The sequence below is a fragment of the Tractidigestivibacter scatoligenes genome (genome assembly GCF_001494635.1).
GTDB lineage: Bacteria > Actinomycetota > Coriobacteriia > Coriobacteriales > Atopobiaceae > Tractidigestivibacter > Tractidigestivibacter scatoligenes.
In genome coordinates, this window is the sequence record NZ_LOJF01000001.1 from 316781 (window position 1) to 343200 (window position 26420).

The following is a 26420-nucleotide window of genomic DNA, read 5'->3' on the forward strand; positions in this document are numbered from 1 at the left end:
GCTCGAAGGCTCGTTTTGGCGCGGATTGCAACACCAGGAGCCCTTCGGCGACAAAATGTCGCCGAAACACCGTTTTTGGTGCGATTTGCAACATGACGCGCCCTCCGGCGACATCCCATTCGACCGATGGCTCATTTCCGCAGCCATCGTGTATAACATGCCTATGATTCTCTCTGCAAAGGATTGCTACGCAGGCAAGTAGCCAGGCACAGGCCACGGAGGTGGGCGGACATGACTCGCATTGGACATGGCTTCGACGTTCACGCCTTCACAGAGGGACGCCCCCTTGTGCTTGGCGGTGTCACCGTGCCTAGCGAGCGAGGCCTGGCTGGCCACTCCGACGCGGACGTGCTGGCACACGCCCTCATGGATGCCATCCTGGGTGCCATGCGGGCCGGCGACATTGGCCAACTCTTTCCCGACACTGACCCCGCTTACGAGGGGGCGGACTCAATGGTCCTGCTCTCGCGCGTGATGGGGCTTGCCCGCGAGCAGGGTTTCTTGCTTGTTGATGCAGACTGCACCGTTGCTGCCCAGGCTCCAAAGCTCGCGCCGTACCGCGAGCAGATGCGCCAGACCATGGCGCAGGCCATGGGCGTCGACGTGTCGCAGGTGGGCGTCAAGGCAACCACCACGGAGCACCTTGGCTTCGTGGGACGCGAGGAGGGCATAGCCGCCTGGTCTGTGGTGCTTCTCGACAAAGAAAACGGCCGATAGCTCTTCTCGGAGAGGGCATGGCGGCGCCTCTCGCATGGCTGAGCCTCTCGATTCTGCCCTTGTTACCGGCGCGTTTGAGTTCGAATGCGTTTCCCCTGTTGACAGCTCCGGGCTCACAACTGCCCGGTAACAACGAACCTCTCTGTTCGCGCCTTGTTACCGGCGCGTTGAGCCGTCGCTGCGGTTGCCCAGGTAGGGCTCCTGACTACGTGACGAGCCGGTAACAACGATGCCGCTCGCTGCGCCATATCACGACGCCCGTCACGTCGCGCCAACTCCTATGGACACCATTCAAGCCTGTACTGATTTGATGGTCATGAGATGCAGGCCTCTAGGAGACTCTGCGCAAACTTCATGTGCCACGCAGACCTGGGGTTACTCTGTTACGCATGCGCGCGGCAGGGTATCCATTCCAAGCTCAGCGCGTATATGGACAGGCCGCGCACGATGTACCACGCACTTGAATAACCGCACCATCGCACCACGCGCCATCTCATGCTATTGGCACCACCGAACTTCGACAGAACGACATTGCCCCAACCCGCGCGGCCGGGAAGGAATCGCATATGTCCATTACCACAGGCAAGCTTTACGCCAGCGCTGCTGCTCCCATTCGAATGGCCTTCGCGCTGCTCGCGGCACTTGCCATCGCACTTTCACTGGGCCTTGCCAGGGCACGCGCCGCCACGCTGGAAGAGACCCTGGCCGACGACGTCTTTGTGAACGAGCCCGGCAGTACCGGGCGCTGCACTATCTATGCCGCCACCAACATGCTTCGCCGGGCGGCACTTCTCAACGGCGACCAGGACTGGAGCTCGATCACCACCTCCTCCATCCCGTCTTCGGGCGGCCTGCCTTTCAGCTTCTCGGTGAGCACGCAGGAGGCCACCTATGCCGTGGAGCACGGCTACATAACCGGCTCGACCGTGGAGGAGAGAACCGCAGAGCTTCTCGCCCTGCTTGATGAGAACCCTGCCGGCATCGTGCTGTACACAAGCACCGGCAACCCGCACGCCGTGACCCTTCTGGGCTACGACGAGGAAAGTGGTGCCTTCATTGCCCATGACTCGCTTACGGGCGCTACGTCGTCGCTTGACGAGTGCGTGAGCGTGCGTGCCTCCAACGCAGATGCTTACTGGTATGTATCGAGTCCGGTGTCTGCGCCCGGGCCCGTCTCGCTTCGGAACGCCGTTGTCACGGTGGAGGATGCTGTGTATGCGGGAGAGCCTGTAACGCCGCAGGTAACGGTTACGCTTGACGGCGCAACTCTCACCGAGGGCACCGACTACGCCGTGAGCTACGTTGGCAATAACTCTGTAGGAACTGCGCTTGCCGTTGTTTCTGGCGCGGGAAGCTACAACGGAACTGCATCCGCAGGCTTTGAGGTGCTCGACGGGACTAAGGTACTGGTTGGGCGGTGTTGCGGGTACCGTCGAGGCGTCGACGGGTTCTGGTCAGGCGTTAGCAAGCTCCCGCGGTGCTAGCATGCTGGGGGTTGCTGCCTAGGAGACCTCCCTCCCCAGCTGCTCCCCGGTGTGCTGCTACAATGCCTGTACTTGTGCACACATCCCAAGGAGCAAACCATGCAGATCTATAACACCCAGACGCACCGAAAGCAGGAGCTCGAGCCCATCGAGCCGGGCAAGATTCGCATGTATGTCTGTGGTCCCACCGTCTATGACCAGATTCACATTGGCAACGCGCGCACGTTCCTCTCGTTTGACGTGATTCGCCGCTACCTCATGTACAAGGGCTACGAGGTCACCTTTGCCCAGAACCTCACCGACGTGGACGACAAGATCATCAACCGCGCCAACGAGCAGGGTCGCACCGCCGCCGACGTGGCAGAGGAGTTCTCTAACGCCTTCATCGAGCAGATGCATCGCTTTGGGATTCTCGACCCCGACATCCGCCCGCGCGCCACGCACGAGATTAAGGCCATGCAGGAGATGATCGAGTCCCTCATCGAGCAGGGCAACGCCTACGTGGCCGACAACGGCGACGTGTACTTCTCGGTGCGCTCTGATAACAACTACGGCATCCTCTCTGGGCGCGACCTCAACCAGATGCGCGCCGGCGAGCGCGTGGAGGTCAACGACCAGAAGCGCGACCCCTTCGACTTTGCCCTCTGGAAGGCCGCCAAGCCCGGCGAGCCCAGCTGGCCGAGCCCCTGGGGCGACGGGCGCCCCGGTTGGCACACCGAGTGCTGCGCCATGATCCACCGCTATCTGGGCACCCCCATCGACATCCACGGCGGTGGCGCAGACCTCGTCTTCCCGCACCACGAGAACGAGACCGCGCAGGCCATGTGCGCCTGGCATGAGCCCCTTGCCAACCTTTGGATGCACACGGGCATGCTCCGCGTGGACGGCGAGAAGATGTCCAAGAGCCTGGGCAACTTCTATACGCTCAAGGAGGTCCTCGACAAGTACCCCGCCGACGCCGTGCGCCTGCTCATGCTGCAGACCCACTATCGTGCTCCCCTCGACTTTTCCTTCGATCGCCTGGAGGGGGCCGTGGGCACCCTCGAGCGCCTGCGCACCTGCGAGAAGAACCTGCTCTGGGCAGCCAAGAACGGCACGGGCAGCGAGGAGCTCGACGCCACGCTGGGCTCTGCCGTGAGCGAGGCGCGCGAGGAGTTCACGCGCCAGATGGACGACGACTTCAACACCGCTGGCGGTCTCGCCGCGATCTTCTCGCTTGTGACCTCGGCGAACACCTACCTTGCCGATGCCGGCACCGCTGCCGGCGGCAAGGCCGCCAAGGCTGCGGCAGAGGCATTGGCCGAGCTTGCGGGCGTCCTGGGCGTCACGCTTGCCTCCGAGGAGGACGAGCTCCCCGCCGAACTGGTGGGCCTTGCCGAGAAGTACGCCGGCTACCAGGGCGACTCTGCCGCCGAGGCCGCGGATGCGCTCATCGCTGCTCGCCAGGCGGCCCGCAAGGCGAAGGATTGGGGCACCGCAGACGGCATCCGCGATGCTATCACCGGGCTGGGCCTGGTCCTCGAGGACACTGCCGCGGGCGCTCGCCTGCGCAGGGCGTAGGTGATGAGAATGGCACGAGGCGACGCGCGCCGCGGCTCCTCACGCAAGGGGCAGGGCCCTTCTCAAGCTGGGCGCGGTAGCCAGTACCGCGGACGCGATCAGCGCACGGGTGGAAGCGGTGGCCGTCAGGGTCAGGGGAGCCGCGGCCAGCGCGGACCCCAGCGCTCGGACTCGCGCCCGCAGCGTGCGGGTAACCGCCAGGACCAGCAGCGTCCTGCGACGCTTGGCTCCGACCTCATCGAGGGGCGTCGCGCCGTTGCAGAGGCGCTTGACGCTGGCATTCCCATTCGCACCGCCTACGTGCAGGATGGCGCCGGCTCGCCCGAAGGGACTGACAAGACGCTTGACACGCTGGTGCGCAGGCTTGCCGACGCCGGCGTGGAGTGCGAGGTAGTCCCGCGCTCCCGCCTAGATCGCCTCTCGAGCCACGGTGCCCACCAGGGCATCGTCGTGCGGACCAAGCCCTTCTCGTACGCGACCATCGAGGACGTCATTGCCGCATCGGGCGAGGGAGACGCCCTGGTGGTTGTGCTTGACCACGTGACGGACGAGGGCAACTTTGGTGCCATCGTTCGCTCCGCTGAGGTGGTGGGTGCGGCTGGCGTGGTTGTCGCCAACGCCCGCGCGGCTACCGTTGGCCCGGGCGCCTACAAGACCTCGGCCGGCGCGGTGCTGCACCTTCCCATAGCCCAGGTCCCCAACCTTGCCCGTGCGATCGACCAGCTCAAGGAGGCCGGCTTCTGGGCGTGCGCCGCAACCGAGCATGCGGAGCAGGACGTGTGGCATGCACCTGTCTACGGAAGGCTCGCCCTGGTCATGGGCTCGGAGGGGGAGGGCATCTCCCGCTTGGTGCTCGACCACTGTGACTTTGGTGCCAGACTCCCGCAGCGCGGACGCGTCGAGTCGCTCAACGTTGCGCAGGCCACAACGGTCATGTGCTATGAGTGGCTTCGCCGCGTGAGTGAGGGGGCGCGCTCGGATGCCTAGGCGCATACGGCTCGCGCTTCTCGTGGTCGACGGCTACAACGTGGTCCACGGGACCCCGCGCTATGCCGCGCTCATCGACGAGCACGCAGGCGCTGGCGCGCTGGCTGACGTTGCGCACCTCTCGCGCGACCCATACGGGCACGACCCGTTCGATCGCGCCCGTGAGGCACTCGTCGCCGACGTCGCCGCCTATGCCCAGGGAAGCTATGAGCCCGTGGTGGTATTCGATGCGGCCGGCAACCTCTCGAGCGAGCGCCCCAACTGGAGCACGGCGGGCGTACGCGTGGTCTTCTCGCGCACGGGCGAGTCTGCCGACACGGTCATAGAGCGTCTGGTCACGGAGGCGCGCCATGCCGAGAGGGACGTGCTGCTCGTGACCTCGGACAACACGATCCGCTACACCGTTGGCGGGATTCCGGTGACCACGGTCTCGAGCGCGCTTCTCGCACAGAACATGAGCATTGTGAACCAGGGTGTCGAGGAGGTGCGGGAGCGTGGGTCGCACACGCACCTAAGCTTGGAAGACAGGCTCGACGCCGAGACGCGCGCCAAGCTGGACAAGCTGCGTGGACGCAGATAGCAGGAATTGAGCCACTAGTGGCGAGCCAATCCCGCACAACGCGTGCCAGATTGGCTCAAACACGCTATCATGTCCTCACCGCCGGTATGGCTCAATGGCAGAGCAACGGTTTTGTAAACCGTGGGTTGTGGGTTCGACTCCCTCTACCGGCTCCAGGAACCTTCCGGCCGGAGGCATATGCCTTCGGCCGAATCTTTTTTGTAAACGGTACGACACCTTTTGCGTGAACGGTGGTCTTGGGAAGCAAATTGAGTCGTAATACCGCTTGGTGCCATAGCTTCTACCTGTGGTCTTGTTGGAATTGTGCGGTATTCGTGGGATAGATACGCCCGGTACCGGGGTACGCGTTGACAGGATTTTTTCCACGTCGTATTATTCACTCCGCTGCAGGGGGTTCGCCCCGTGCGGTGCTTGAAAACGGAATGGGGATGTGGCACAGCGGCAACTGCGGCGGACTGTAAATCCGCTCCCTCTGGGTTCCTTGGTTCGAGTCCAAGCATCCCCACCATGCCCGTGTAGCTCAGTCGGTAGAGCACTTCGTTGGTAACGAAGAGGTCACCGGTTCGAATCCGGTCGCGGGCTCCATTTTTCAAGTGCACGGCTCCATGCCGGTGTAGCTCAGCTGGTTAGAGCACGCGGCTCATACCCGCGATGTCACTGGTTCGAATCCAGTCACCGGTACCAGGCTTTTCTGCGGCGCTTCGGCGCCGCTGAGCATAAATAGGCGTATTTCTGTACCATGGAATGGCCGGAGAGGTTCGTTCCAAAAGGAGGATTGGCAATGGCCAAGGAGAAGTTCGATCGTTCTAAGCCGCACGTAAACATCGGTACCATTGGTCACGTCGACCACGGCAAGACCACGCTGACCGCGGCCATCACCAAGGTTCTCTCCGAGACCGAGGGCTGCAAGGCTGCCTACACCGCCTTCGAGAACATCGACAAGGCTCCCGAGGAGCGCCAGCGCGGCATCACCATCTCCGTCGCTCACGTCGAGTACGAGACCTGGGAGCGCCACTACGCTCACGTTGACTGCCCGGGCCACGCCGACTACGTCAAGAACATGATCTCCGGCGCTGCTCAGATGGATGGCGCCATCCTCGTTATCGCCGCTACCGACGGCCCCATGGCTCAGACCCGCGAGCACATCCTGCTCGCCCGTCAGGTCGGCGTTAAGTACATCATCGTCTTCCTGAACAAGTGCGACATGGTCGACGACGAGGAGCTCATCGACCTGGTCGAGATGGAGACCCGCGACCTGCTCTCCGAGTACGGCTTCGACGGCGACAACACCCCGATCATCCGTGGCTCCGCTCTCGGCGCCCTCAACGGCGAGCAGAAGTGGGTCGACTCCATCATCGAGCTCATGCACACCGTTGACTCCTACATCCCCACGCCTGCTCGTGACAACGAGAAGCCGTTCCTGATGGCCGTCGAGGATGTCATGACCATCTCCGGCCGCGGCACCGTTGCCACCGGCCGTGTCGAGCGCGGTGAGCTCAAGCTCAACGAGCCCGTCGAGATTGTCGGCATCAAGCCCACCCAGACCTCCGTTGCAACCGGCATCGAGATGTTCCGCAAGACGCTGGACTTCTGCGAGGCTGGCGACAACGTGGGCATCCTGCTCCGCGGCATCAAGCGCGAGGACATCGAGCGCGGCCAGGTTCTCTGCAAGCCCGGCTCGGTTACCCCTCACACCAAGTTCACCGGCGAGATCTACGTCCTCACCAAGGAGGAGGGTGGCCGTCACACCCCGTTCTTCTCCGGCTATCGTCCCCAGTTCTACTTCCGTACCACTGACGTGACTGGTGACATCACCGAGCTCACCGACAAGGACGGCAACAAGGTCGAGATGGCCATGCCGGGTGACCACGTCACCATCTCCTGCGAGCTCATTCACCCCATCGCCATGGAGGAGGGCCTGCGCTTCGCTATCCGCGAGGGCGGCCACACCGTCGGCGACGGCCGTGTTGCGACGATCGTCGAGTAGCTTCTCTTAGAAGTGACCTCAAGGCCCGGCATCCGCAAGGGTGTCGGGCCCTTCTCTTGAGTGGTGCACATTGGAATTGAGCTTTTTGTTCGCGCCCTCAATCGTTTTCTGTCAGCCCAATGCCGGCTACTTGCGTGAATGTTATGTGAGCTGGCCGCTAAGAATCGTGTTTGGTTGACAGAACGCGTTAGGTAATGGTAACGTTCTCCACCGCGCCATCTTCGAGGATGGCCTCGAAGTGACATGGTGTCTCAGGAGGATTCATGCGTACACTTGTTACACTTGCATGCACTGAGTGCAAGCGCCGCAACTACACCACGACCAAGAACAAGGCGAACACCCCTGATCGCCTTGAGATGAAGAAGTATTGTCCGTGGTGCCGTAAGCACACGCTTCACCGCGAGACCCGCTAAACTAGGTGGGTCCACACACGCCAGTAGTTCAATTGGTAGAGCATCGGTCTCCAAAACCGAGTGTTGAGGGTTCGAGTCCTTCCTGGCGTGCCAGAATTTCCCACCGGCTTTCCCTTCGGGGTTAGCCGGTTTCCATGTAAAGGCCAGTCTTTTAGGAGTTGTGAGGATGGCGAACAAGGACAGGAACAAGAGGAGCGCCCGCAAGGCACGCGCCCAGAAGCGCGCCGAGCGCGAGGCCGCCCAGGCTGCCTCCGCCGCCTCTTCCAACCCCCAGAAGGCTGAGGGTGCGCACAAGCAGCAGGCTGCTGCCGCTGCCAAGGCACCCGAGAAGCAGAACAAGCCTGCAAAGGCGAGCAACAAGAAGCCGGGCCTTGGTAAGCGCATCAGCAACTACTTCGCTGCCGTGCGTACCGAGATGAAGCGCGTCGTATGGCCTTCGAGGGATGAGCTTCGCAACTACTCCGTTGCCGTGATTGTCTCCCTCTTGGTCTTCGGCATCGCCCTCTGGCTTGTTGACACCGGCATCGTGGCCTTGCTCGTTGGCTACACGAGTTTGGGGGCATAGGCCATGGCTAAGCGCTGGTACGTCATTCACACGTACTCCGGGTACGAGAACAAGGTCAAGACCGATCTCGAGCACCGCATCGAGACCTATGGCATTGGTGACAAGGTCGTGGACATCCAGATCCCGACCGAGGAGGTCACCGAGGTCAAGGACGGCGGCAAGCGCGAGACCAAGGAGGCCAAGGTCTTCCCTGGCTACGTCCTCGTGCGTATGGAGGTAGACGATAACACCTGGGCCGTCGTTCGCAACACGCCCGGTGTCACGGGGTTTGTTGGTCTCGACGGCAAGCCCACGCCGCTTCGACGCGACGAGTTCGACAAGATCATGCGTCGCGGTGGTGTGCGCACCAGCACGGCCGCTCCCACCCCCAAGCGCACCTCGACCAACATCGAGCCCGGCATGTCCGTACGCGTTCTCTCCGGCCCTCTGGCAGATTTCGACGGCCAGGTCTCCGAGGTCAACGCCGAGGCAGGCAAGGTCAAGGTCATGCTCATGATCTTTGGGCGCGAGACCCCCGTCGAGCTCACGCTCGACCAGATCTCGGTCATCAGCTAGGAACTTCTGGCAGGTCCCGTATCGGTGAGGATGGCTTCTCGGGCGCCTGCGTGAAGATAGATACAAAGCACGCTCTCCAGGAGGAACATCATGCCCAAGAAGAAGGTTACTCACTTCATTAAGCTCCAGATTCCGGCTGGCGCCGCTAACCCCGCGCCTCCCGTTGGCCCCGCCCTTGGCGCTGCCCAGGTCAACATCATGCAGTTCTGCCAGGCCTTCAACGCTGCCACCAAGGACCAGGCCGGCGACATCATCCCCGTCGAGATCACGGTCTACGAGGACCGCACCTTTGACTTCGTGACCAAGACCCCGCCTGCGGCCCACCTCATCAAGAAGGAGCTTGGTCTCAAGAGCGGCTCCGGCGTGCCCCAGCGTGATAAGGTTGGCCAGCTCACCCAGGAGCAGCTCACCAAGATCGCCCAGATCAAGATGCCGGACCTCAACGCCAACGACATCGAGGCCGCCAAGAAGATCGTCGCGGGCACCGCTCGCTCCATGGGCGTCACCATCGCCGAGGACTAGCACTAATCAGGCACCATGCGCCCCGTACGGGGCGACTCTCAGGATACGGCGGCCATGCCGCCAACTATGTGGGAGGGCAAATAGCCCGTTGACCACAGGAGGTATCACATGCCCAAGCACGGAAAGAACTACAACGCCGCAGCCGCCAAGGTCGAGGCCGGCAAGGTCTACTCGCCCAAGGAGGCCATGACGCTCGCCAAGGAGCTCTCCTCTGCCAAGTTTGACGAGACCGTCGAGGTCGCTATTCGCCTGGGCGTCGACACCCGCAAGGCCGACCAGAACATCCGCGGCTCCATCTCGCTGCCCAACGGCACCGGTAAGACCGTCCGCGTTGCCGTCTTCGCTGAGGGCGCCAAGGCCGCCGAGGCCGAGGCTGCCGGCGCCGACATCGTCGGCTCCGATGACCTTATCGAGGAGGTCCAGAAGGGCAACATCAACTTTGACGCCGTCATCGCCACGCCCAACCTCATGGGCAAGGTCGGCCGTCTCGGCCGTATCCTCGGCCCCCGCGGCCTCATGCCTAACCCCAAGCTGGGCACCGTGACCATGGACGTCGAGAAGATGGTCAAGGAGCTCAAGGCCGGCCGCGTCGAGTACCGCGCCGACCGTTATGGCATCTGCCACGTCCCCATGGGCAAGGCGTCCTTTGACGTCAAGGCTCTTGTCGAGAACTACGGCGCGCTCCTCACCGAGCTGCTGCGCGTCAAGCCGTCGAGTGCCAAGGGCAAGTACGTCAAGTCCATCGTGATCTCCACCACCATGGGCCCTGGCATCAAGGTCGACACCACCAAGACCCGCGACTTCATGGAGGACTAGCTCCTCTCGCATCGTGGTATGTAAGCCCCGCTCGCCCGAGCGGGGCTTTTTTGTGAGACAAAGGGAGTTTCCCTTTGTCTCATCGCATGCAATCCCGGACGCTTATGTGTCGATGGCGTGTCTCGCCTGGGCATCTTGACGCACGGGCGTCTCGCGTGCGAGAATAACCACTGCAGGTTTCTGGCCTGCATTGCACACGTTGCACGTCCCGCTGCCAAAGACAGCCGGTGCCTTAGGGCTCAAAGGGGAAACCCGCCTGCCGAGGTGGTCTCAGCTATGAACCTATGAGGCCCCGTTTGGCTGCGCCAAGCGGGGCCCTCTCATGCGAGGGGCCCGCCGCGTCGGCGGATCGTGCCCGGAAACGCATGAGAAGGAGGTGTTCACATGCCAGCACAGTCCAATATCGACATGCTCGAGAAGGTCAAGGGTTCCCTCGAGGCTTCCAAGGGCGTCTTTGTCGTTGACTATCGCGGCCTCACCGTCAAGGAGGCCCAGGAGCTCCGTCGCGCCTTGCGCGAGGCCAACGCACACATGAAGGTCTACAAGAACAACATCGTGCGCATTGCCCTCAATGAGGCCGAGATGCCCAACATCGACGATATGCTCAAGGGCACCTGCGCCTACGTCTTCTACGAGAAGGATCCTGTCGAGGCCGCCAAGGTCCTGAAGCAGGAGGCCGACAAGCTCAAGAAGATGCAGATCCTGGGTGGTATCGCCGACGGCAAGGCCATTTCGGCCGAGGAGGCTCTCGCGTACGCCGAGCTCCCGTCCCGCGACGAGCTGCTCGCCAAGCTCGTGTACGTCATTGGCAGCCCGCTCTCCGGCATTGCGCAGGTGTGCGCTGGTCCCGCCAGGGGCCTCGTCACCGCGCTCCAGGCGGTCGCCGACAAGCAGGCCGCCTAGCGCCCTGCCGCACTACACGCACTACCGGCATTACCAGAAAAACCTGAGGGCACATAAGGTGCCCCAACACAAAGGAGAATTAGCATGGCTGCTACCAAGGAAGAGATCATCGAGGCCCTCAAGGAGATGCCCGCCCTCGAGCTTTCTGAGCTCGTCCACGAGCTGGAGGACGTCTTCGGCGTTTCCGCCGCTGCCCCCGTCGCCGTCGCCGCTGCCCCCGCAGCTGGCGCTGCTGCCGCCGAGGAGGAGGAGAAGACCAACTTCGACGTTGAGCTGACCTCCTTCGGCTCCAACAAGATTGCCGTCATCAAGGTTGTCCGCGCCCTGACCAGCCTCGGCCTCAAGGAGGCCAAGGACAAGGTGGAGTCCGCTCCTACCGTCCTGCTCGAGGGTGCCAAGAAGGAGGACGCCGAGGACGCCAAGAAGCAGCTCGAGGAGGCCGGCGCTACCGTCACCCTGAAGTAACTTCGGGTTTCTCAGGCGCTCTGCATGAACCTCAAGGGGTCGGACCGGGTGGTCCGGCCCCTTTTTGTATGCGCGCGCAATCAGTGGCTGTGTGCTCCACGGTTATGCGCCGCGCTCCCGGCTTGTTACCGGCCTGCTCGTGCTTGGTCGTGTTCGCCCAGTTGGCTACTGAGAATTCCTATGCGCTGGCAACAACTCGCGGCATCTCCTTCCAACGTCTGTTCATTTCACCCATGTGCCTGGTCGGGTACGAGGCGGGCTGGCAGGCTCCGCGGGTACCCGTGGACGCCCGTTGCATCTTCAGTGTCCAGAGGTCAGGCACGCTTGTGCCTGTCACTCAACCAATTGACCAACTCCGATGCAATTTGCAGATTCATTTTCGAAATGGAGTTTCATACGATGTGCACCGTGAGAATGAGTTGCGCGTTTGCGCAGGTACAGGTCGTGTAAGCGTTCAACAGCATTGTGAAGGGAGGGGAGCAACCAGGGCAGAGAGGCACCAGGGCTAACGAGCGGCAACGTCCGATGGTGGCACGGAGTTCATCGCGTAGAGAAGGGATGATTTTGCGTGCCCTCGGCCCATCGAGCAATGCCAAGTGAGTACCCAAGATGCCTCGGCAGGCGTACCTAGCCTGTCACCAGTGAAAGGAGAACGTCATGGTTGATGCCGCGTCCGCAGCTGATGGCAAGTCCAGATCGCGCAAGGTGGTCGTTGCGGCTTTTCTCGCATGCTTCTGTCTCTTTGGTTTTCGCTCCACCTTCTCAATTCTGCAGGGTCCTATGGGCCAGGACCTTGGCTGGGACGGCACAATGCTCTCAACGGGCTACTCGCTAATGATGTCCATATATGCAGTCACGGCCTACTTTTCGGGTAGGGTGGTTGATAAGAGCGGAACCCGTCCCGCGTACTTCATCGCCTCCATCATGTGCGCCCTCGGGATGGTTCTCACATCATTCGTGACGAGTTTCCACCTGTATCTCTTCTGCTATGGCTTCTTTGCTGGCGTGGGCACTGGCATGTTGTGGGTTTCCTCGACCACTTCGTGCCGCAAGTGGTTTGTCGGCGACAAGTACTCAACTATGTGGGGAATCGCCTTCGCTGGTGCACCCATTGCACAGGTCATCTTGACCCTCTTCATGAAGCCCCTGCTGGCTCAGAGCCCCAGTATGTGGCGTCTCGTGATGCGCATCATGGGCGTGTTCTTCCTGGTTGCGCTTCTCGTCGCTGCGTTCGTAGCCCAGAAGAACCCCGATGCATACGGCCTCAAGGCATTCGGCAACATTCCGGAGAAGGACCCCAATGCCCCCAAGCCTCACGACTTCACCGTTGCCGAGGCCTTCAAGACCCGTGCCATGTGGTGTGACATCGCGGCCCTGCTTGGCTCCATGATTGGCGAATTCCTCATCTGGTCCCAGATAGTGATGTACTGGACTAACAGCCTCGGCATTGAGGCCGGCACCGCCTCCAACATGTATATCGTCATTGGTGCCTGTGGCATCTTCACGATGCCAATCCTCGGCAAGGTGGCCGACCGGCTCGTTACCAAGACGGGTTCCGAGCCCGTTGCTCGTCGCATGGTGCTCATTGCTGGCCCCTCGGTTGCCGCTGTCGCCTGCATCTTGCTTCTCTTCAATACCAAGGACATGCTCTGGCTGGGCGTCGTGTGCTGTGTCCTCTTCTCGCTCTATTGGGCCGTTGAACCCGGCGGTGCCGCCGGCTATGCCGGATCGGTGTTTGGCAACAAGTACTTCGGTAAGGTCTGGGGCCTCGCGGCGCTCATCTGCATGGGAATTGGCCCGGCGGTTGGGTCGTTCATGGGCGGCTACCTCGGCACCAATTTTGGTTACGACGCCTCGGTGAAGTTTGCCCTGGGCGGCTTCATCATCTCGATCATTGCGGCCTGCCTGTTGCCCAAGAAGGTCGATCCTCCTGTAACCACTCGGGATTAGGGCTAGCAAGAGGTCATAGGCTGGACGTCCGTCCAGCATGCCCGCAGGGAGGGTCGAGCCGTGCGCCCTCTCTGCGGGCGGTGCTGGGTTATGCCCATCGACCGAAAACATCGATGCGATTAGCCAGAAGGGCGCACGGCTGGCAGGCGATTGAAACAATACTGACAAGTGCCGCTACATCTATGAACGTCGGGGGGCGTCATGGAATCCGATGCTTGCGCTGAGCTTCGCCAATATGTCTCAGATGAGACGCTGGCGTCGCTTCCGCGTGTCTCGTTTCCCGCAAACGTGACCTTTATCAAATCTGATGCGGAGGACAAGATATCCAACTACTTCATTCTCGAGGGCACCGTCTCGGTCCATGCGCTCGCCAACACTGGTCGTGAGTTCTGGATCGACTCGCTCGGCCCAGGGGACTTCATCGGCAAGTTCTCACAGATGCGCGGCAACAACTTCAACTGTGAGGTGCGTACCGACGAGCCTTGCAAGATGATCGTCCTCACAGACGTCCTTGATGAGCTGCTCGAGGACAAGGATTTCAACATCTACTTCGGACGCCGCATAACAGATCGGCTGTATGCCATGTACAAGCGGCTTATGCTGCGGCTTCTCTTTTCCTACGATGAGGTGCTCGCCTACTACCTGCTCAAGGCCGTCGAGGGGCGTGACGCAGGCTTTGCTCCCCGTATTGAACCCCTGCGGCGTGTCATGAATGTGAGTGAGCGCCAGTTCTATTACCTGCTCAAAAACATGGAACATGACGGTCTCATCAGGCGCGTGGGTCGCGGCAGGATAAAGCTCACCAATTGCGCTGGGCTCAAGCGGGCGGCTCATGACGTGAGCGACTTCATGAACAACTAGGTGCGTTTCCCCAGGTAGGAATCAGAAAAAGTTGCACTGACGCCGCACGGCGGTCCTCTCAACGAACTCCCTGCAGGTTGCAGGTGAGTTTCGAATACCCCCTCCAAATAATGGGGCCATCGAGTACGTCACTGACCCTCGGGTTGTCGTGACCAGCCTCAAGAGAGAGGTGAATTGGCGTGTCTGCTCCCTTTGATCCCAATCTGGTTGGCCAAGTGTTTAACATCCAGCGCTACTCCACCAAGGATGGACCCGGTGTGCGCACGACGGTCTTTCTCAAAGGCTGTCCAATGCATTGCTTCTGGTGCCAGAATCCCGAGTCGCAAAGCATCAAGCCGGTCCTCTTCTACAAGCAAGACTCCTGCACCTCGTGCGGGCGCTGCGTGGGCGTCTGCAAGCAAGAGGCCAACAGGTTCAAAGACGGGCATCTTGTGTTGGATCGGTCGCTTTGCGTTGCGTGCGGCGCCTGCGTTGAGGCCTGCCCCAACAAGGCTCGTACGCTCGAGGGCAAGCCCATGACGGTTCAGGATGTCATGGACGTCGTGGTACGTGACCGCAGGCTCTACAAGAACTCAGGTGGCGGCATGACCGTCTCGGGGGGAGCCTGCGAGATGCAGGCAAACTTCACGGTCAACCTGCTTGCCGCCGCGCATGACGAGAACATCCGCACTGCCGTAGAGATCGAGGGGTTCTATCCCTGGTCGGTTACCGGCCGCATCGTGGAGCTTTGCGACTTCGTGTACTTCGACCTCAAGAACATGGATTCCGAAGCGCATAAGCGGGGTACGGGTGCGCCCAACGAGACCATCCTGGAGAACGCCCGACGTATCGTGGAGACGGGCACGCCGGTCATCTTCAGGACGCCCCTCATCCCCACATTTAACGATGACAGGGACAGCATCAAGGCAATCATCCTCTTCGTCCGTGACGAGCTCGGGCTTGACCCGATGGAGCACCTTGAGCTTCTGCCCTACAACAACCTGGGCGAGAACAAGTACGACAAGATGGACTTCAAGGGCTTCCACCCGCGGTTCGCACGCCAGAGCGACGAGCACCTCGAGGATCTCGAGACGCTCAAGCGCAACCTCTCACTGCACCAATCCGCCTGACCGATCACCGGGCAAGAATCCGCTCCATGCCAGACGTCAGCATACTGCGGATGGGATACAGGTTCGACCAGGTATTGCGTATTGGAAAGGAGAAATTTCATGCTTGACTACAAGAAGTACGAGGGACAGACGCGCGGTGAGCTCATTTGGAGCCGCTTGAACCCGCTTCGCCATACGGCAAAGATGTCCATGGCGCGCGCCCAGCTCATTACCGACGGCTACAAGGAGTACGAGGGCTACTCCCTCTATCGCAAGCGCGGCCTCTCTGTGAGGAAGATCATGCGCGAGATCCCCATCTTCATTGATGACGACCAGCTGCTCGTGGGTGACTTCTCTGCCACGCAGATGTCGCCCGAGTGGTATCCCGACCTTGCGGCATCTTGGGTCGAGGACTACATCGACAAGTACGGTTGGAAGGGTTCGGGAACCTTCTATGAGTTCACCGGTCCCGAGCAGGCCGAGCAGGCCCGTGCCATCGCACAGTACTGGCACAACATCGGCGGCAAGGAGATGTGGATTAAGTACATGGGTCCCGAGCAGGAGGAGTTCGAGGCCAAGATCGGTGAGGCTGGCGGCTACCTGACCAACACCGTCTCCGAGATGTATGCCGAGAAGGCCTGGAACGTCCCTGACTGTGCGCGCATGATCACCACGGGTGCCCGTGGCTTTATCGAAGAGATTGACAACAAGCTTGCGAATCTCACCGTCCTCACCGACGAAGACTACCGTGCACACGAGTTCTACCTTGCCCTTCGCTATGAACTTGAGGGCGTCATCGACTATGCTCACCGCTACGCTGCCCTTGCCCGCGAGAAGGCGGCAGTCGAGAGGGACCCGCAGCGCAAGGTCGAGCTCGAGGAGATTGCCCGCGTCTGCGACCGTGTGCCCGAATATCCAGCCGAGACCTTCCAGGAGGCGCTCCAGTCCTTCTTCTTCGCAGTCCTGATGGTCTATTGGGACACCCGCACCTACGGCATGGGCATGGGCCGCATGGACCAGTTCCTCTATCCCACCTTCAAGAAGGACATCGAGCGCGGCTACATCGATGAGAAGTACGCCCAGGACCTTCTCGAGTGCTTCAGGTGCAAGATCATGGAGAAGCGTCAGTTCTGGCCCGACGTCATGGTCCCGTCGGTCTCGGCCGAGTCCCACTTCCACAACGTTGTCCTGGGCGGCGTCGATCCCAAGACCGGCAAGGATGCCACCAACCGGCTGTCCTATCTCTTCCTCGACGCTGCTACCAAGGTCCGTACGCCTCACCCGACGCTCTCGGTACGCTGGCACGCCAACATCGACGAGAAGTTCATGGACCGCGCGCTCGAGGTTGTTGCCATGGGCATGGGCTTCCCCGCGTTCTTCGGTGACGACACGACCATCCAGTACCTGCTCGAGCGTGGCTACACCCTCGAAGAGGCTCGCAACTATGCCATCGGCGGATGCGTCCTTCACCAGGTTCCGGGCAAGCAGAGCTCCGTCTGGCCCATCGTCCAGAACTACGGCAAGATGCTCGAGATGACGCTCAACAATGGGTTCAACTGGTACTCGCAGGAGCAGATTGGTCCCAAGACCGGCAACTTCCTCGAGATGAAGACCTATGACGAGTTCATCGAGGCGTATCGCAAGCAGTGCGAGTACTGGGCGCAGATAGCCGCCAACAGCAACCGCCAGTGCCGCATCGAGCACCTTGAGTCCTTCCCCGACATCGCCATGTCCTGCTTCGTTGACGACTGCATCGACCGCGGCAAGGTATGCTCGCTAGGCGGCGCCGCCCACAACGACAACACCCAGTACATCGTCCCGGTGGGCGTCCAGGACCTGGGCAACAACCTGTACGTCCTCAAGAACCAAATCTTCGTCGACAACCCGATCTGCTCGAAGGAGACCCTGCTCGACGCCATCCACAAAAACTGGGAGGGCTACGAGGACTTGCAAGCAAAGATGATTGCCATGCCCAAGTTCGGCAACGACATCCCAGAGGTCGACGAGCTTGTCAACTGGGGCTACAAGTTCATCGAGGACATCTGGTTCAAGATTCCTTCCGCCTACGGCAGCCACTTTGAGGTCGCCCCGCACTCCATCGGCTTCCATGCCGGCACTGGTGCAAAGTGCTCCGCGCTGCCCGACGGCCGCGTTGCCTGGACGGCAATGTCCGACGGCGCCGTCTCGCCGCGTCAGGGCACCGACACCAATGGTCCGGCTGCCGTCATGTGCTCGGCTGGTTGCGTGGACCAGGTCGACCTGTTCGGCGTCCTCTTCAACATGCGCTTCACTCCGCAGAGCCTTGCCGACAAGTCCGGCCGCGACAAGCTCAAGGCCCTCATTGAGACGTACTTCCATGACATGGGCGGCAAACACGTCCAGTTCAACGTCATGTCCAAGAAGCAGATGATCGAGGCCAAGGAGCACCCGCTCGAGCACCAGGACCTCATCGTGCGCGTTGCCGGCTACTCGGCTTACTGGGCAGACCTCAGCACTACCATCCAGGACGAGCTCATCGCAAGGTCCGAGCTGACGATCTAGTCGCGTTGCTTTCGACCGGTAGCTATTGCGACATATCCCCCAGAGGGGGCCAGTGGGCGAACGCTCCACTGGCCCCTCTCCGTTTTCAGGAGAAGCCGCTGCGGCAGAGAGGTCATAGCGTGAGATGGCCGGGGTCCACCTTGTCTTACACAACTCCTCCACACTCATACCGTGGATTTTGCGGGAACCGTGTGAAAAAAGGAGGAATCTAATAGAAAATGCAATACAAGTCAAGACTTTTCATTGACGGAAGAGCGGCGCTTGGCTAGATTACTAGTTTGCGACAATTGCCGCCTTCCACCCTTTTGAAGGAGGAAAAGCCTGGTGTCTACCGCAAAGACTTCTCTTACTAAACCGCAAGTCACCCGTACGCGCAAGAGCTTTAGCAAAATCCCGCCTGCGATGGAGCTGCCCAACCTCATCTCCGTCCAGAAGGACTCGTTCAAGCACTTCATGACCGACGGCATCGCCGAGTCCTTCTCGGAGTTCTCTCCCATCGAGAACTCCGCTGGGACCATGCAGGTGACCTTCGGTGAGCACCAGTTTGGTGACCCGTCCCACAGCTTGGCTGAGTGCCGCGCCAAGGACCTGTCCTACCAGGCTCCTCTCTTCGTAGACGTGCGCTTCATCAACAAGGAGACCGGCGAGATCAAGGAGCAGCTCGTCTTCATGGGCGACTTCCCGCTCATGACCGACCGCGGCACCTTCATCATCAACGGCTCCGAGCGTGTCGTCGTCTCTCAGCTCGTCCGCTCGCCTGGCGTGTACTTTGCCGCTGAGATGGACTCCGGTATCCTCGTCCACCGCGTGCAGTTCATCCCCGCACGCGGCGCATGGCTCGAGTTTGAGGTCGACAAGCGCGGCCACCTTGTGGTCTCCATCGACCGCAAGCGTCGTCAGAGCGCAACGTCGTTCCTGCGCGCCCTGGGCATCGCCGAGACCGATGACGAGATTCTCTCGCTTCTCGGTGACTCCGAGGTTGTCCGCTCGACCATCGAGCGCGACGTTGCCACCACCCGCGAGGATGCCCTTCTCGAGATTTACCGTCGCCAGCGCCCCGGCGAGCCCCCCACCGTGGACTCTGCCCGCTCGCTGCTCGACGGCCTCTACTTCAACCCGCAGCGCTACGACCTTGCGCGCGTTGGCCGCTACAAGGTCAACAAGAAGCTCGAGCTTGACGTTGATGCCAACGAGCGCGTGATCACCAACGAGGACATCGTGGCGGCCCTCCGCTACCTCCTTGCCCTTCACGCTGGCGATGAGACCAAGCACACCGACGACATCGACCACTTTGGCAACCGTCGCGTGCGCACCGTGGGCGAGCTCGTCCAGAACCAGTTCCGCATCGGCATGAGCCGCATGGAGCGTGTCGTGCGCGAGCGCATGGCCTCCCAGGACGCCGATGACATCACGCCGCAGTCGCTCATCAACATTCGCCCGATTGTGGCGGCCATCAAGGAGTTCTACGGCTCCTCTCAGCTGTCGCAGTTCATGGACCAGGCCAACCCGCTGGCCGGCCTCACGCACAAGCGTCGTCTCTCGGCCCTTGGCCCTGGCGGCCTTGCCGGCCACAAGTCTGGCTCCAGCCGCCGCACCAACGTGCCGACGGCCGTCCGCGACGTCCACAACTCGCACTACTCCCGCATGTGCCCCATCGAGACCCCCGAGGGCCCCAACATCGGCCTCATTGGCTCGCTGGCGCTCTATGCGCACGTGAACGACTACGGCTTCATTGAGGCGCCGTACCGCAAGGTCGTCGACGGCAAGGTCACCGATGAGATCGTGTGGATGACCGCCGACGAGGAGGAGAACCACAACATCGCGCCGGCCAACACCCCCGTTGACCCCAAGACGCGCCGCTTTGTAGTCGTGGACTCCAAGGGCAACATCACCAACCCCGACCGCGTCATCGCCCGTACGCGCGACTTCGACGGCTCCTTTGGCGCTCCTGCCCAGGTTGAGGTTTCTGACGTCGACTTCATGGACGTCTCGCCGCGTCAGATGCTCTCCGTCGCAGCCAACCTCATCCCGTTCCTCGAGCACGACGATGCCAAGCGTACCCTCATGGGCGCTAACATGCAGCGTCAGGCCGTGCCTCTGATTCGTCCGCACGCCCCGTACGTGGGTACGGGCATGGAGGCTCGCGCCGCCCTCGACTCCGGCGAGGTCATCCGCGCGGCTCACGCTGGCGTTGTCGACAAGGTCGACGCCGCCCACGTGGTTGTCTACTCCGACGAGCACGGTGCCGAGGACTACGAGCTGCCCAAGTACCAGCGCTCCAACCAGAGCACCTGCATCAACCACCGTCCCATCGTGCATGTGGGCGATCACGTCGAGGCTGGCCAGCCCTTGGCTGACGGCACTTCGATCGATCACTCCGAGCTCGCGCTCGGCGTGAACCTCACCGTGGCCTACATGCCGTGGGAGGGCTACAACTACGAGGATGGCATCATCGTCTCCGACCGTGTGGTTCAGGAGGATCTGCTCACCTCGATCAACATCTCCCGTCACGAGATCGACGCCCGTGACACCAAGCTCGGTCCCGAGGAGATTACCCGCGAGATTCCCAACCAGTCCGAGGAGATGCTCGCAAACCTCGACGATGACGGCATCATTCGCATTGGTGCCGAGGTAGGCCCTGGCGACATCCTGGTGGGCAAGGTCACGCCTAAGGGCGAGACGGCCCTCACGGCCGAGGAGCGCCTGCTCCGCGCCATCTTTGGCGCCAAGGCCCACGACGTGCGCGACACCTCGCTCAAGATGCCTCACGGCGCCTACGGCCGCGTCGTCGACGTCGTGCGCTTTAGCCGCGAGGCCGGAGACGACCTCCAGCCCGGTGTGAACGAGCTTGTCCGCGTCTTTGTCGCACAGCGCCGCAAGATTCAGCAGGGCGACAAGATCTCCGGCCGCCACGGCAACAAGGGCGTTGTGTGCAAGGTCCTGCCCGTCGAGGACATGCCCTACATGGCCGACGGCACCCCTGTGGACGTCCTTCTCGACCCGCTGGGCGTTCCTTCTCGTATGAACGTTGGCCAGCTGCTCGAGTGCCACCTTGGCTGGGGCGCAACCCACGGCTGGGATGACACCACGCCGGATTCCAAGACCTACGTCCCCGGCCCCATCCCCGTGGCCACGCCCGTCTTTGACGGCGCGACCGACAAGGAGGTCGCCGAGATCATCCGCCGCACCAACGTGAACCTTATGAACAAGGCCATGCTTGAGTACGGCAAGCACATGAACGCTGACTTCGTGCCGCAGCTCAACGACCGTGGCAAGACCACGCTCTACGACGGTCGCACGGGCGAGGCGTTCAAGAGCCCCATCACGGTTGGCACCTCCTACATCCTGAAGCTCGGCCACATGGTCGACGACAAGATCCACGCGCGTTCGACCGGCCCCTACAGCCTCGTCACGCAGCAGCCCCTGGGCGGCAAGGCCCAGTTCGGCGGCCAGCGCTTCGGCGAGATGGAGGTCTGGGCCCTCTACGCCTACGGCGCGGCCAACGTCCTGCAGGAGATCCTCACGGTCAAGTCCGACGACACCAATGGCCGCGTCAAGACCTACGAGGCCATCGTCAAGGGCGAGAACGTTCCACCCGCAGGCATCCCAGAGTCCTTCAAGGTCCTCGTCAAGGAGATGCGCTCCCTCGCGCTCGACATCGAGCCCATCTCCTACAAGAAGAAGGCCGAGCCCAAGGCAGAGGAGGAGAAGCCTGCGGCCAAGGAGAACCCCGTGGACGTCTTCGCCAACATCAACACCACCGATGACCTCGTCAAGGGCCTTGCCCGCGACCTCGGCGAGTCCGACAACCTCGTCGGCGACGCCAACAGCGATAAGGAGTAGCGACTGTGGCAGAATTCGATACCACCGACTTCGACGCTATCAAGATCTCTCTCGCCTCTGCCGACCAGATTCGCAGCTGGTCGCACGGCGAGGTCAAGAAGCCCGAGACCATCAACTACCGCACGCTCAAGCCCGAGAAGGACGGCCTGTTCTGCGAGAAGATCTTTGGTCCCGTGAAGGACTGGGAGTGCGCCTGCGGCAAGTACAAGGGCATCCGCTTCAAGGGCATCGTCTGCGAGCGCTGCGGCGTTGAGGTGACCACCGCAAAGGTGCGCCGCGAGCGCATGGGCCACATCGAGCTTGCCGCACCTGTGAGCCACATCTGGTACTTCAAGAGCCCCGCGAGCTTCCCCATGTCGCGTCTGCTCGACATGAAGAGCAAGGATCTTGAGAAGGTCCTCTACTTCGCGAGCTACGTGATTACCGACGTCGACACTGAGGCCCGCGAGGCCGATGCCGACGACCTCAAGGAAGAGCTTGCCGCAGACCTCGAGGAGCTGGACGCCGAGCGTGACGACCAGATCGAGCGCCTGAAGGAGCAGGGCCAGGCCTCTGGAGACGAGTTCGACGACGTCGAGCCGCTCTCCGAGGAGGAGGTCCGTGCCGGCATTGCCGACCTCGAGGAGGAGTACGAGGAGGAGAAGGCGCTGCGCCGCGAGGCCTACGAGCAGTTCATGCAGCTCGAGAAGCGCCAGCTCATCTCCGACGAGGCGCTCTTCTCCGAGCTCAAGCGCTACTACGGCATCTACTTCAAGGGCGGCATGGGCGCCGAGGCCGTGCGCGAGCTGCTCCGTGGCATCGACCTCGAGAAGGAGGCCACCGAGCTCCGCGCCATCATCGCGTCCGAGGACTCCCAGAAGCAGAAGCGCGAGAAGGCCATCAAGCGCCTGGAGATTGTTGACGCCTTCCTCAAGGGCGGCAACGACCCTGCCAACATGATTCTGGACGTCATCCCCGTGATCCCGCCCGACCTGCGCCCCATGGTGCAGCTCGACGGTGGCCGCTTTGCCGCGTCCGACCTGAACGACCTCTACCGTCGCGTGATCAACCGCAACAACCGACTCAAGCGCCTGCTCGACCTTGACGCCCCCGCGATCATCGTCAACAACGAGAAGCGCATGCTCCAGGAGTCCGTGGATGCCCTCTTTGACAACGGCCGCCGTGGTCGTCCCGTCACCGGCCGTGGCGGACGCCCGCTCAAGTCGCTCGCCGAGGCCCTCAAGGGCAAGCAGGGCCGCTTCCGCCAGAACCTGCTGGGCAAGCGTGTCGACTACTCCGGCCGTTCGGTCATCGTGGTCGACCCGCACCTCAAGCTGCACCAGTGCGGTCTTCCCTCGGCCATGGCGCTCGAGCTCTTCAAGCCCTTCGTGATGCGTCGCCTGGTCGAGCTGGGCAAGGTCGAGAACATCAAGGGTGCCAAGCGCGCCATCGACCGCGGCATGCCCGCCGTCTGGGACGTGCTCGATGAGGTCATCCAGGATCGCCTGGTGCTTCTCAACCGCGCACCTACGCTGCACCGCCTCTCCATCCAGGCCTTCGAGCCGGTCCTTGTTGAGGGCAAGGCAATCCACCTGCACCCGCTGGTGTGCGCCCCCTTCAACGCCGACTTCGACGGCGACCAGATGTCGGTCCACGTGCCTCTCTCCACGCAGGCGCAGACCGAGGCGCGCGTCCTCATGCTCTCGACCAACAACCTGCGCAAGCCTGCCTCCGGCGAGGTCGTTACCGTGCCTTCCCAGGACATGGTCTTTGGCACGTACTTCCTCACCACCGCCAAGGACGGCGCCGAGGGCGAGGGCCGCGTCTTCGCGGACTTCGATGACGCCATCCTTGCCTTCGACAACCGCGACAACCTGGACATCCAGGCCAACATCAAGGTTCGCGTGAGGGCCCAGGACGCCAACGTTGTCGAGAACGGCCGCAGGATCTTCCGCACCTTCGACAAGTGGAACAGCCCCGTGGACTACGACGTCACCGATCACTCGGTGCGCGTCGACACCACCGTTGGCCGCGTTATCTTCAACACGCGCTGCCTGCCTGCGGACTACCCCTTCATCAACTACAAGATGAACAAGGGCGACATCAAGAACCTTGTCAACGACGCGTGCGATCGCTACAGCACCGCGGACGTCGAGCCTATCCTCGACGCCATCAAGGAGACGGGCTTCCACTACGCCACCGTGGCTGGCCTTACGGTCTCGGTCTGGGATGCCGTCATCCCGCCCGAGAAGCAGGAGATGCTCGACGAGGCGCAGGACAAGGTCGACGAGATCAACGAGTACTACGAGGACGGCTTCCTCTCCGAGAGGGAGCGCCACGTGGAGGTCGTCAACGCCTGGACCGAGTGCACCAACGAGCTTGGCTCCAAGATGCTCGAGGGCTTCGCCGAGGACAACCCCATCTACATGATGGCTGACTCCGGCGCCCGTGGTTCCAAGACGCAGCTCCGCCAGCTCGCCGGTATGCGTGGCCTCATGGCCGATATGTCCGGCGATACCATCGACCTGCCCATTAAGGCAAACTTCCGCGAGGGCCTACTTCCGCTCGAGTACTTCATCTCCACCTACGGCGCCCGCAAGGGCCTGGTGGACACGGCCTCTCACACGTCCGACTCGGGCTACCTTACCCGCCGTCTGGTCGACGTGGCACAGGACGTCATTGTTCGCGAGGAGGACTGCGGCACCGACGAGGCCGTGACCTACCCGCTCATCAAGCCGGGCGAGAGCGACGTGGACACCGACCTCATTGGCCGCTGCGCACTCAACGACATCGTTGATCCTGCCACTGGCGAGGTTCTCATCGCTCGCGACGGCTACATCGAGTCCAAAGACGACCTTAAGATGCTCGTTGCCCACGGGCTCAAGAAGGTCCAGCTCAGGGCCCTTCTCACCTGCAAGTCCAAGTATGGCGTCTGCCAGAAGTGCTACGGCTGGGACCTCTCGACCCGTCGTCCCGTCAACATCGGCACGGCCGTTGGCATCATCGCTGCCCAGTCCATCGGCGAGCCGGGCACCCAGCTCACGATGCGTACGATTCACTCCGGCGGCGTCGCTGGCGCTGACGACATCACGCAGGGCCTCCCCACGGTCGCTCGCATGTTCGACGTCGTCGGCAACGTCAACGAGAAGATCCTTGGCCGCGAGGCAGACCTCGCGCCCGTCTCGGGTACTCTGCTCATCACGCCCGAGCAGACCGAGTACCTCATCCGTATCGTCGACAGCGACGACCGCTCCCGCATCCTTGAGGAGTGGCGCATCCCCGCGTCCGCGCGCTTCATGCCGGGCATGGAGGACGGCGTCGAGGTCCGCGCCGGCGACCAGATCACCCGCGGCTTCGTCAACTTCCGCAAGCTGCGCAAGCTCACCGACATCGAGTCGACGATGCACACCTTTGTCGCCTCTGTCAAGGACGTCTACACCTCCCAGGGCGTCGACCTCAACGACAAGCACATCGAGGTCATCGCCCGCCAGATGCTGCGCCGCGTCCAGGTGACCAACCCCGGCGACTCCCAGTACCTCCTCGGCCAGTACGTGGACCGCTACGTCTTTGCCGACACGGTGCGCAACGTTGCCCTGGCTGGCGGCACTCCGCCCGAGGCGGAGCCCGTCATCCTTGGTACGCTCAAGGTTGCCAGCTCCATCGACTCCTGGCTCTCCAGCGCGTCGTTCATCCGCACCGCCGGCGTCCTCACCGACTCCTCCATTGCCGGTGACGTGGACCACCTGCTCGACCTCAAGTCCAACGTCATTGTGGGCAAGCAGATTCCCGCCGGCACCGGCCTCTCCGCGTACCGCGGCGTCGAGCTTACCTACCATGGCACCAAGATTGACGGCCCCACCTCCCCGCAGGCGCAGAGCCTGCCCGAGTGGGCTCCCGACGAGCTCAAGGGTATCGAGGAGAAGCTCCCCAAGCAGCTCGACTGGGTGGGCGACGACTACGGCTACGGTGGGGTCTACTCGAAGAACGGCCGCACCCTCTCCAGCGAGGATGCCAAGCTCTACCTCTTCGACGACCTTGGCGTCTCGCAGCGCTGGACCAACAAGTTCAGCGAGGTGGGCATCGAGACCGTGGGTGACCTTATCGGCAAGACCGAGGATGACCTGCTGCGCATCGATGGCATTGGAGCCAAGGCCATCGAGGAGCTTCGCGACGGCCTTGAGGCCCGTGGCCTGCTCTACATCCTCGAGCCGGATGACGACGAGGCAGATTCCGAGGACCTCTCGCAGCTCCTCAACATGGTCTTCTCGCCCGATGCCGACTCTGACATCATGCTGGGCACCGCGGCTCCCGCCAAGCACCACTACGACGACGAGCTTATCGGTGGGTCCTCTGACGCGCAGTCCAACGACTCCGACGTCATCAACGAGGACCTGGGCTCCCTGGACGACCTGCTTTCGCAGGTAGTCAAGCAGGAGAACGCGTCTGACGACGGTGACGAGAACAACGAGTAGCCCACGAACGGGCCAGGCGGCAAACCTGTCGCACAGATAGACAAGCGGGCCCCGGCATCGTGCCGGGGCCCGCTTTGTGCGCGTGGCCCTGGGCTCGTGTGCCAGCCAGGGGGTAACCGGGTACCATGAACC

19 protein-coding genes and 5 tRNA genes are annotated in these 26420 nt (G+C 62.0%); all 24 read left to right on the forward strand.

The window, feature by feature from the left end; genetic code table 11:
• The first annotated feature begins 231 nt into the window (after nucleotides 1–231).
• The 24 genes from ispF (at nucleotide 232) to AUL39_RS01485 (ending at nucleotide 26288) form a co-directional block, all read left to right on the forward strand.
• The gene (ispF, locus tag AUL39_RS01370) at nucleotides 232–717 is read left to right on the forward strand and encodes a 2-C-methyl-D-erythritol 2,4-cyclodiphosphate synthase (protein WP_059052873.1); all 486 of its coding nucleotides are present in this window, start codon (nucleotides 232–234) and stop codon (nucleotides 715–717) included.
• 566 nt (nucleotides 718–1283) lie between these two features.
• Complete coding sequence (locus tag AUL39_RS01375; RefSeq protein WP_059052875.1) at nucleotides 1284–2201, forward strand: cysteine peptidase family C39 domain-containing protein; 918 nt, start codon at nucleotides 1284–1286, stop codon at nucleotides 2199–2201.
• A 99-nt stretch (nucleotides 2202–2300) separates the two neighbouring features.
• Nucleotides 2301–3761, forward strand: a complete 1461-nt coding sequence (cysS, locus tag AUL39_RS01380; RefSeq protein WP_059052878.1) for a cysteine--tRNA ligase — start codon at nucleotides 2301–2303, stop codon at nucleotides 3759–3761.
• A gap of 9 nt (nucleotides 3762–3770) precedes the next feature.
• A complete protein-coding gene (gene rlmB, locus AUL39_RS01385) occupies nucleotides 3771–4748 on the forward strand; it encodes a 23S rRNA (guanosine(2251)-2'-O)-methyltransferase RlmB (protein WP_059052880.1) in 978 nt (325 codons plus the stop codon).
• Nucleotides 4741–5328, forward strand: a complete 588-nt coding sequence (locus tag AUL39_RS01390) for an NYN domain-containing protein (RefSeq protein WP_059052882.1) — start codon at nucleotides 4741–4743, stop codon at nucleotides 5326–5328. The genes rlmB and AUL39_RS01390 overlap by 8 nt, the downstream gene beginning before the upstream one ends.
• 80 nt (nucleotides 5329–5408) lie before the next feature.
• Nucleotides 5409–5483, forward strand: a tRNA-Thr gene (locus tag AUL39_RS01395).
• Between the two features lie 269 nt (nucleotides 5484–5752).
• Nucleotides 5753–5836: transfer RNA gene (locus AUL39_RS01400), tRNA-Tyr, on the forward strand.
• 1 nt (nucleotide 5837) lies between these two features.
• Nucleotides 5838–5913: transfer RNA gene (locus tag AUL39_RS01405), tRNA-Thr, on the forward strand.
• 22 nt (nucleotides 5914–5935) lie between these two features.
• Nucleotides 5936–6012, forward strand: a tRNA-Met gene (locus tag AUL39_RS01410).
• A 97-nt stretch (nucleotides 6013–6109) separates the two neighbouring features.
• A complete protein-coding gene (gene tuf, locus AUL39_RS01415; RefSeq protein WP_059052884.1) occupies nucleotides 6110–7315 on the forward strand; it encodes an elongation factor Tu in 1206 nt (401 codons plus the stop codon).
• A gap of 263 nt (nucleotides 7316–7578) precedes the next feature.
• Entirely contained in the window at nucleotides 7579–7728 is a 150-nt protein-coding gene (gene rpmG / locus AUL39_RS01420; RefSeq protein WP_032110555.1) for a 50S ribosomal protein L33, read from the forward strand.
• 17 nt (nucleotides 7729–7745) lie between these two features.
• A tRNA-Trp gene (locus AUL39_RS01425) sits at nucleotides 7746–7821 on the forward strand.
• Between the two features lie 73 nt (nucleotides 7822–7894).
• Nucleotides 7895–8293 (forward strand): preprotein translocase subunit SecE, encoded by a 399-nt coding sequence (gene secE / locus AUL39_RS01430; RefSeq protein ID WP_059052886.1) that lies wholly within the window; start codon nucleotides 7895–7897, stop codon nucleotides 8291–8293.
• Between the two features lie 3 nt (nucleotides 8294–8296).
• On the forward strand, nucleotides 8297–8848 hold the full coding sequence (gene nusG, locus AUL39_RS01435) for a transcription termination/antitermination protein NusG (RefSeq protein WP_059052888.1): 552 nt from the start codon (nucleotides 8297–8299) through the stop codon (nucleotides 8846–8848).
• Nucleotides 8849–8938: 90 nt separating this feature from the next.
• Entirely contained in the window at nucleotides 8939–9370 is a 432-nt protein-coding gene (gene rplK, locus AUL39_RS01440; RefSeq protein ID WP_032110552.1) for a 50S ribosomal protein L11, read from the forward strand.
• A gap of 108 nt (nucleotides 9371–9478) precedes the next feature.
• Nucleotides 9479–10186, forward strand: a complete 708-nt coding sequence (gene rplA / locus AUL39_RS01445; RefSeq protein ID WP_032110551.1) for a 50S ribosomal protein L1 — start codon at nucleotides 9479–9481, stop codon at nucleotides 10184–10186.
• A 384-nt stretch (nucleotides 10187–10570) separates the two neighbouring features.
• Nucleotides 10571–11089, forward strand: coding sequence for a 50S ribosomal protein L10 (gene rplJ, locus AUL39_RS01450; protein ID WP_059052890.1), 519 nt, complete (start codon nucleotides 10571–10573; stop codon nucleotides 11087–11089).
• 84 nt (nucleotides 11090–11173) lie between these two features.
• Complete coding sequence (gene rplL, locus AUL39_RS01455; RefSeq protein ID WP_059052893.1) at nucleotides 11174–11554, forward strand: 50S ribosomal protein L7/L12; 381 nt, start codon at nucleotides 11174–11176, stop codon at nucleotides 11552–11554.
• 657 nt (nucleotides 11555–12211) lie between these two features.
• Nucleotides 12212–13504, forward strand: a complete 1293-nt coding sequence (locus tag AUL39_RS01460; RefSeq protein ID WP_059052895.1) for an MFS transporter — start codon at nucleotides 12212–12214, stop codon at nucleotides 13502–13504.
• Between the two features lie 201 nt (nucleotides 13505–13705).
• Complete coding sequence (locus tag AUL39_RS01465) at nucleotides 13706–14365, forward strand: Crp/Fnr family transcriptional regulator (RefSeq protein ID WP_059052897.1); 660 nt, start codon at nucleotides 13706–13708, stop codon at nucleotides 14363–14365.
• 179 nt (nucleotides 14366–14544) lie between these two features.
• On the forward strand, nucleotides 14545–15474 hold the full coding sequence (locus AUL39_RS01470; protein WP_059052899.1) for a glycyl-radical enzyme activating protein: 930 nt from the start codon (nucleotides 14545–14547) through the stop codon (nucleotides 15472–15474).
• A gap of 99 nt (nucleotides 15475–15573) precedes the next feature.
• Nucleotides 15574–17994, forward strand: a complete 2421-nt coding sequence (locus AUL39_RS01475) for a pyruvate formate lyase family protein (protein WP_059052901.1) — start codon at nucleotides 15574–15576, stop codon at nucleotides 17992–17994.
• 324 nt (nucleotides 17995–18318) lie between these two features.
• Nucleotides 18319–21837 carry a DNA-directed RNA polymerase subunit beta gene (gene rpoB, locus AUL39_RS01480; protein WP_059052902.1) on the forward strand — a complete coding sequence of 1173 codons (3519 nt, stop codon included), beginning with the start codon at nucleotides 18319–18321 and terminating at the stop codon, nucleotides 21835–21837.
• A gap of 5 nt (nucleotides 21838–21842) precedes the next feature.
• Nucleotides 21843–26288, forward strand: coding sequence for a DNA-directed RNA polymerase subunit beta' (locus tag AUL39_RS01485; protein WP_059052904.1), 4446 nt, complete (start codon nucleotides 21843–21845; stop codon nucleotides 26286–26288).
• The last annotated feature ends 132 nt before the right edge of the window (nucleotides 26289–26420 follow it).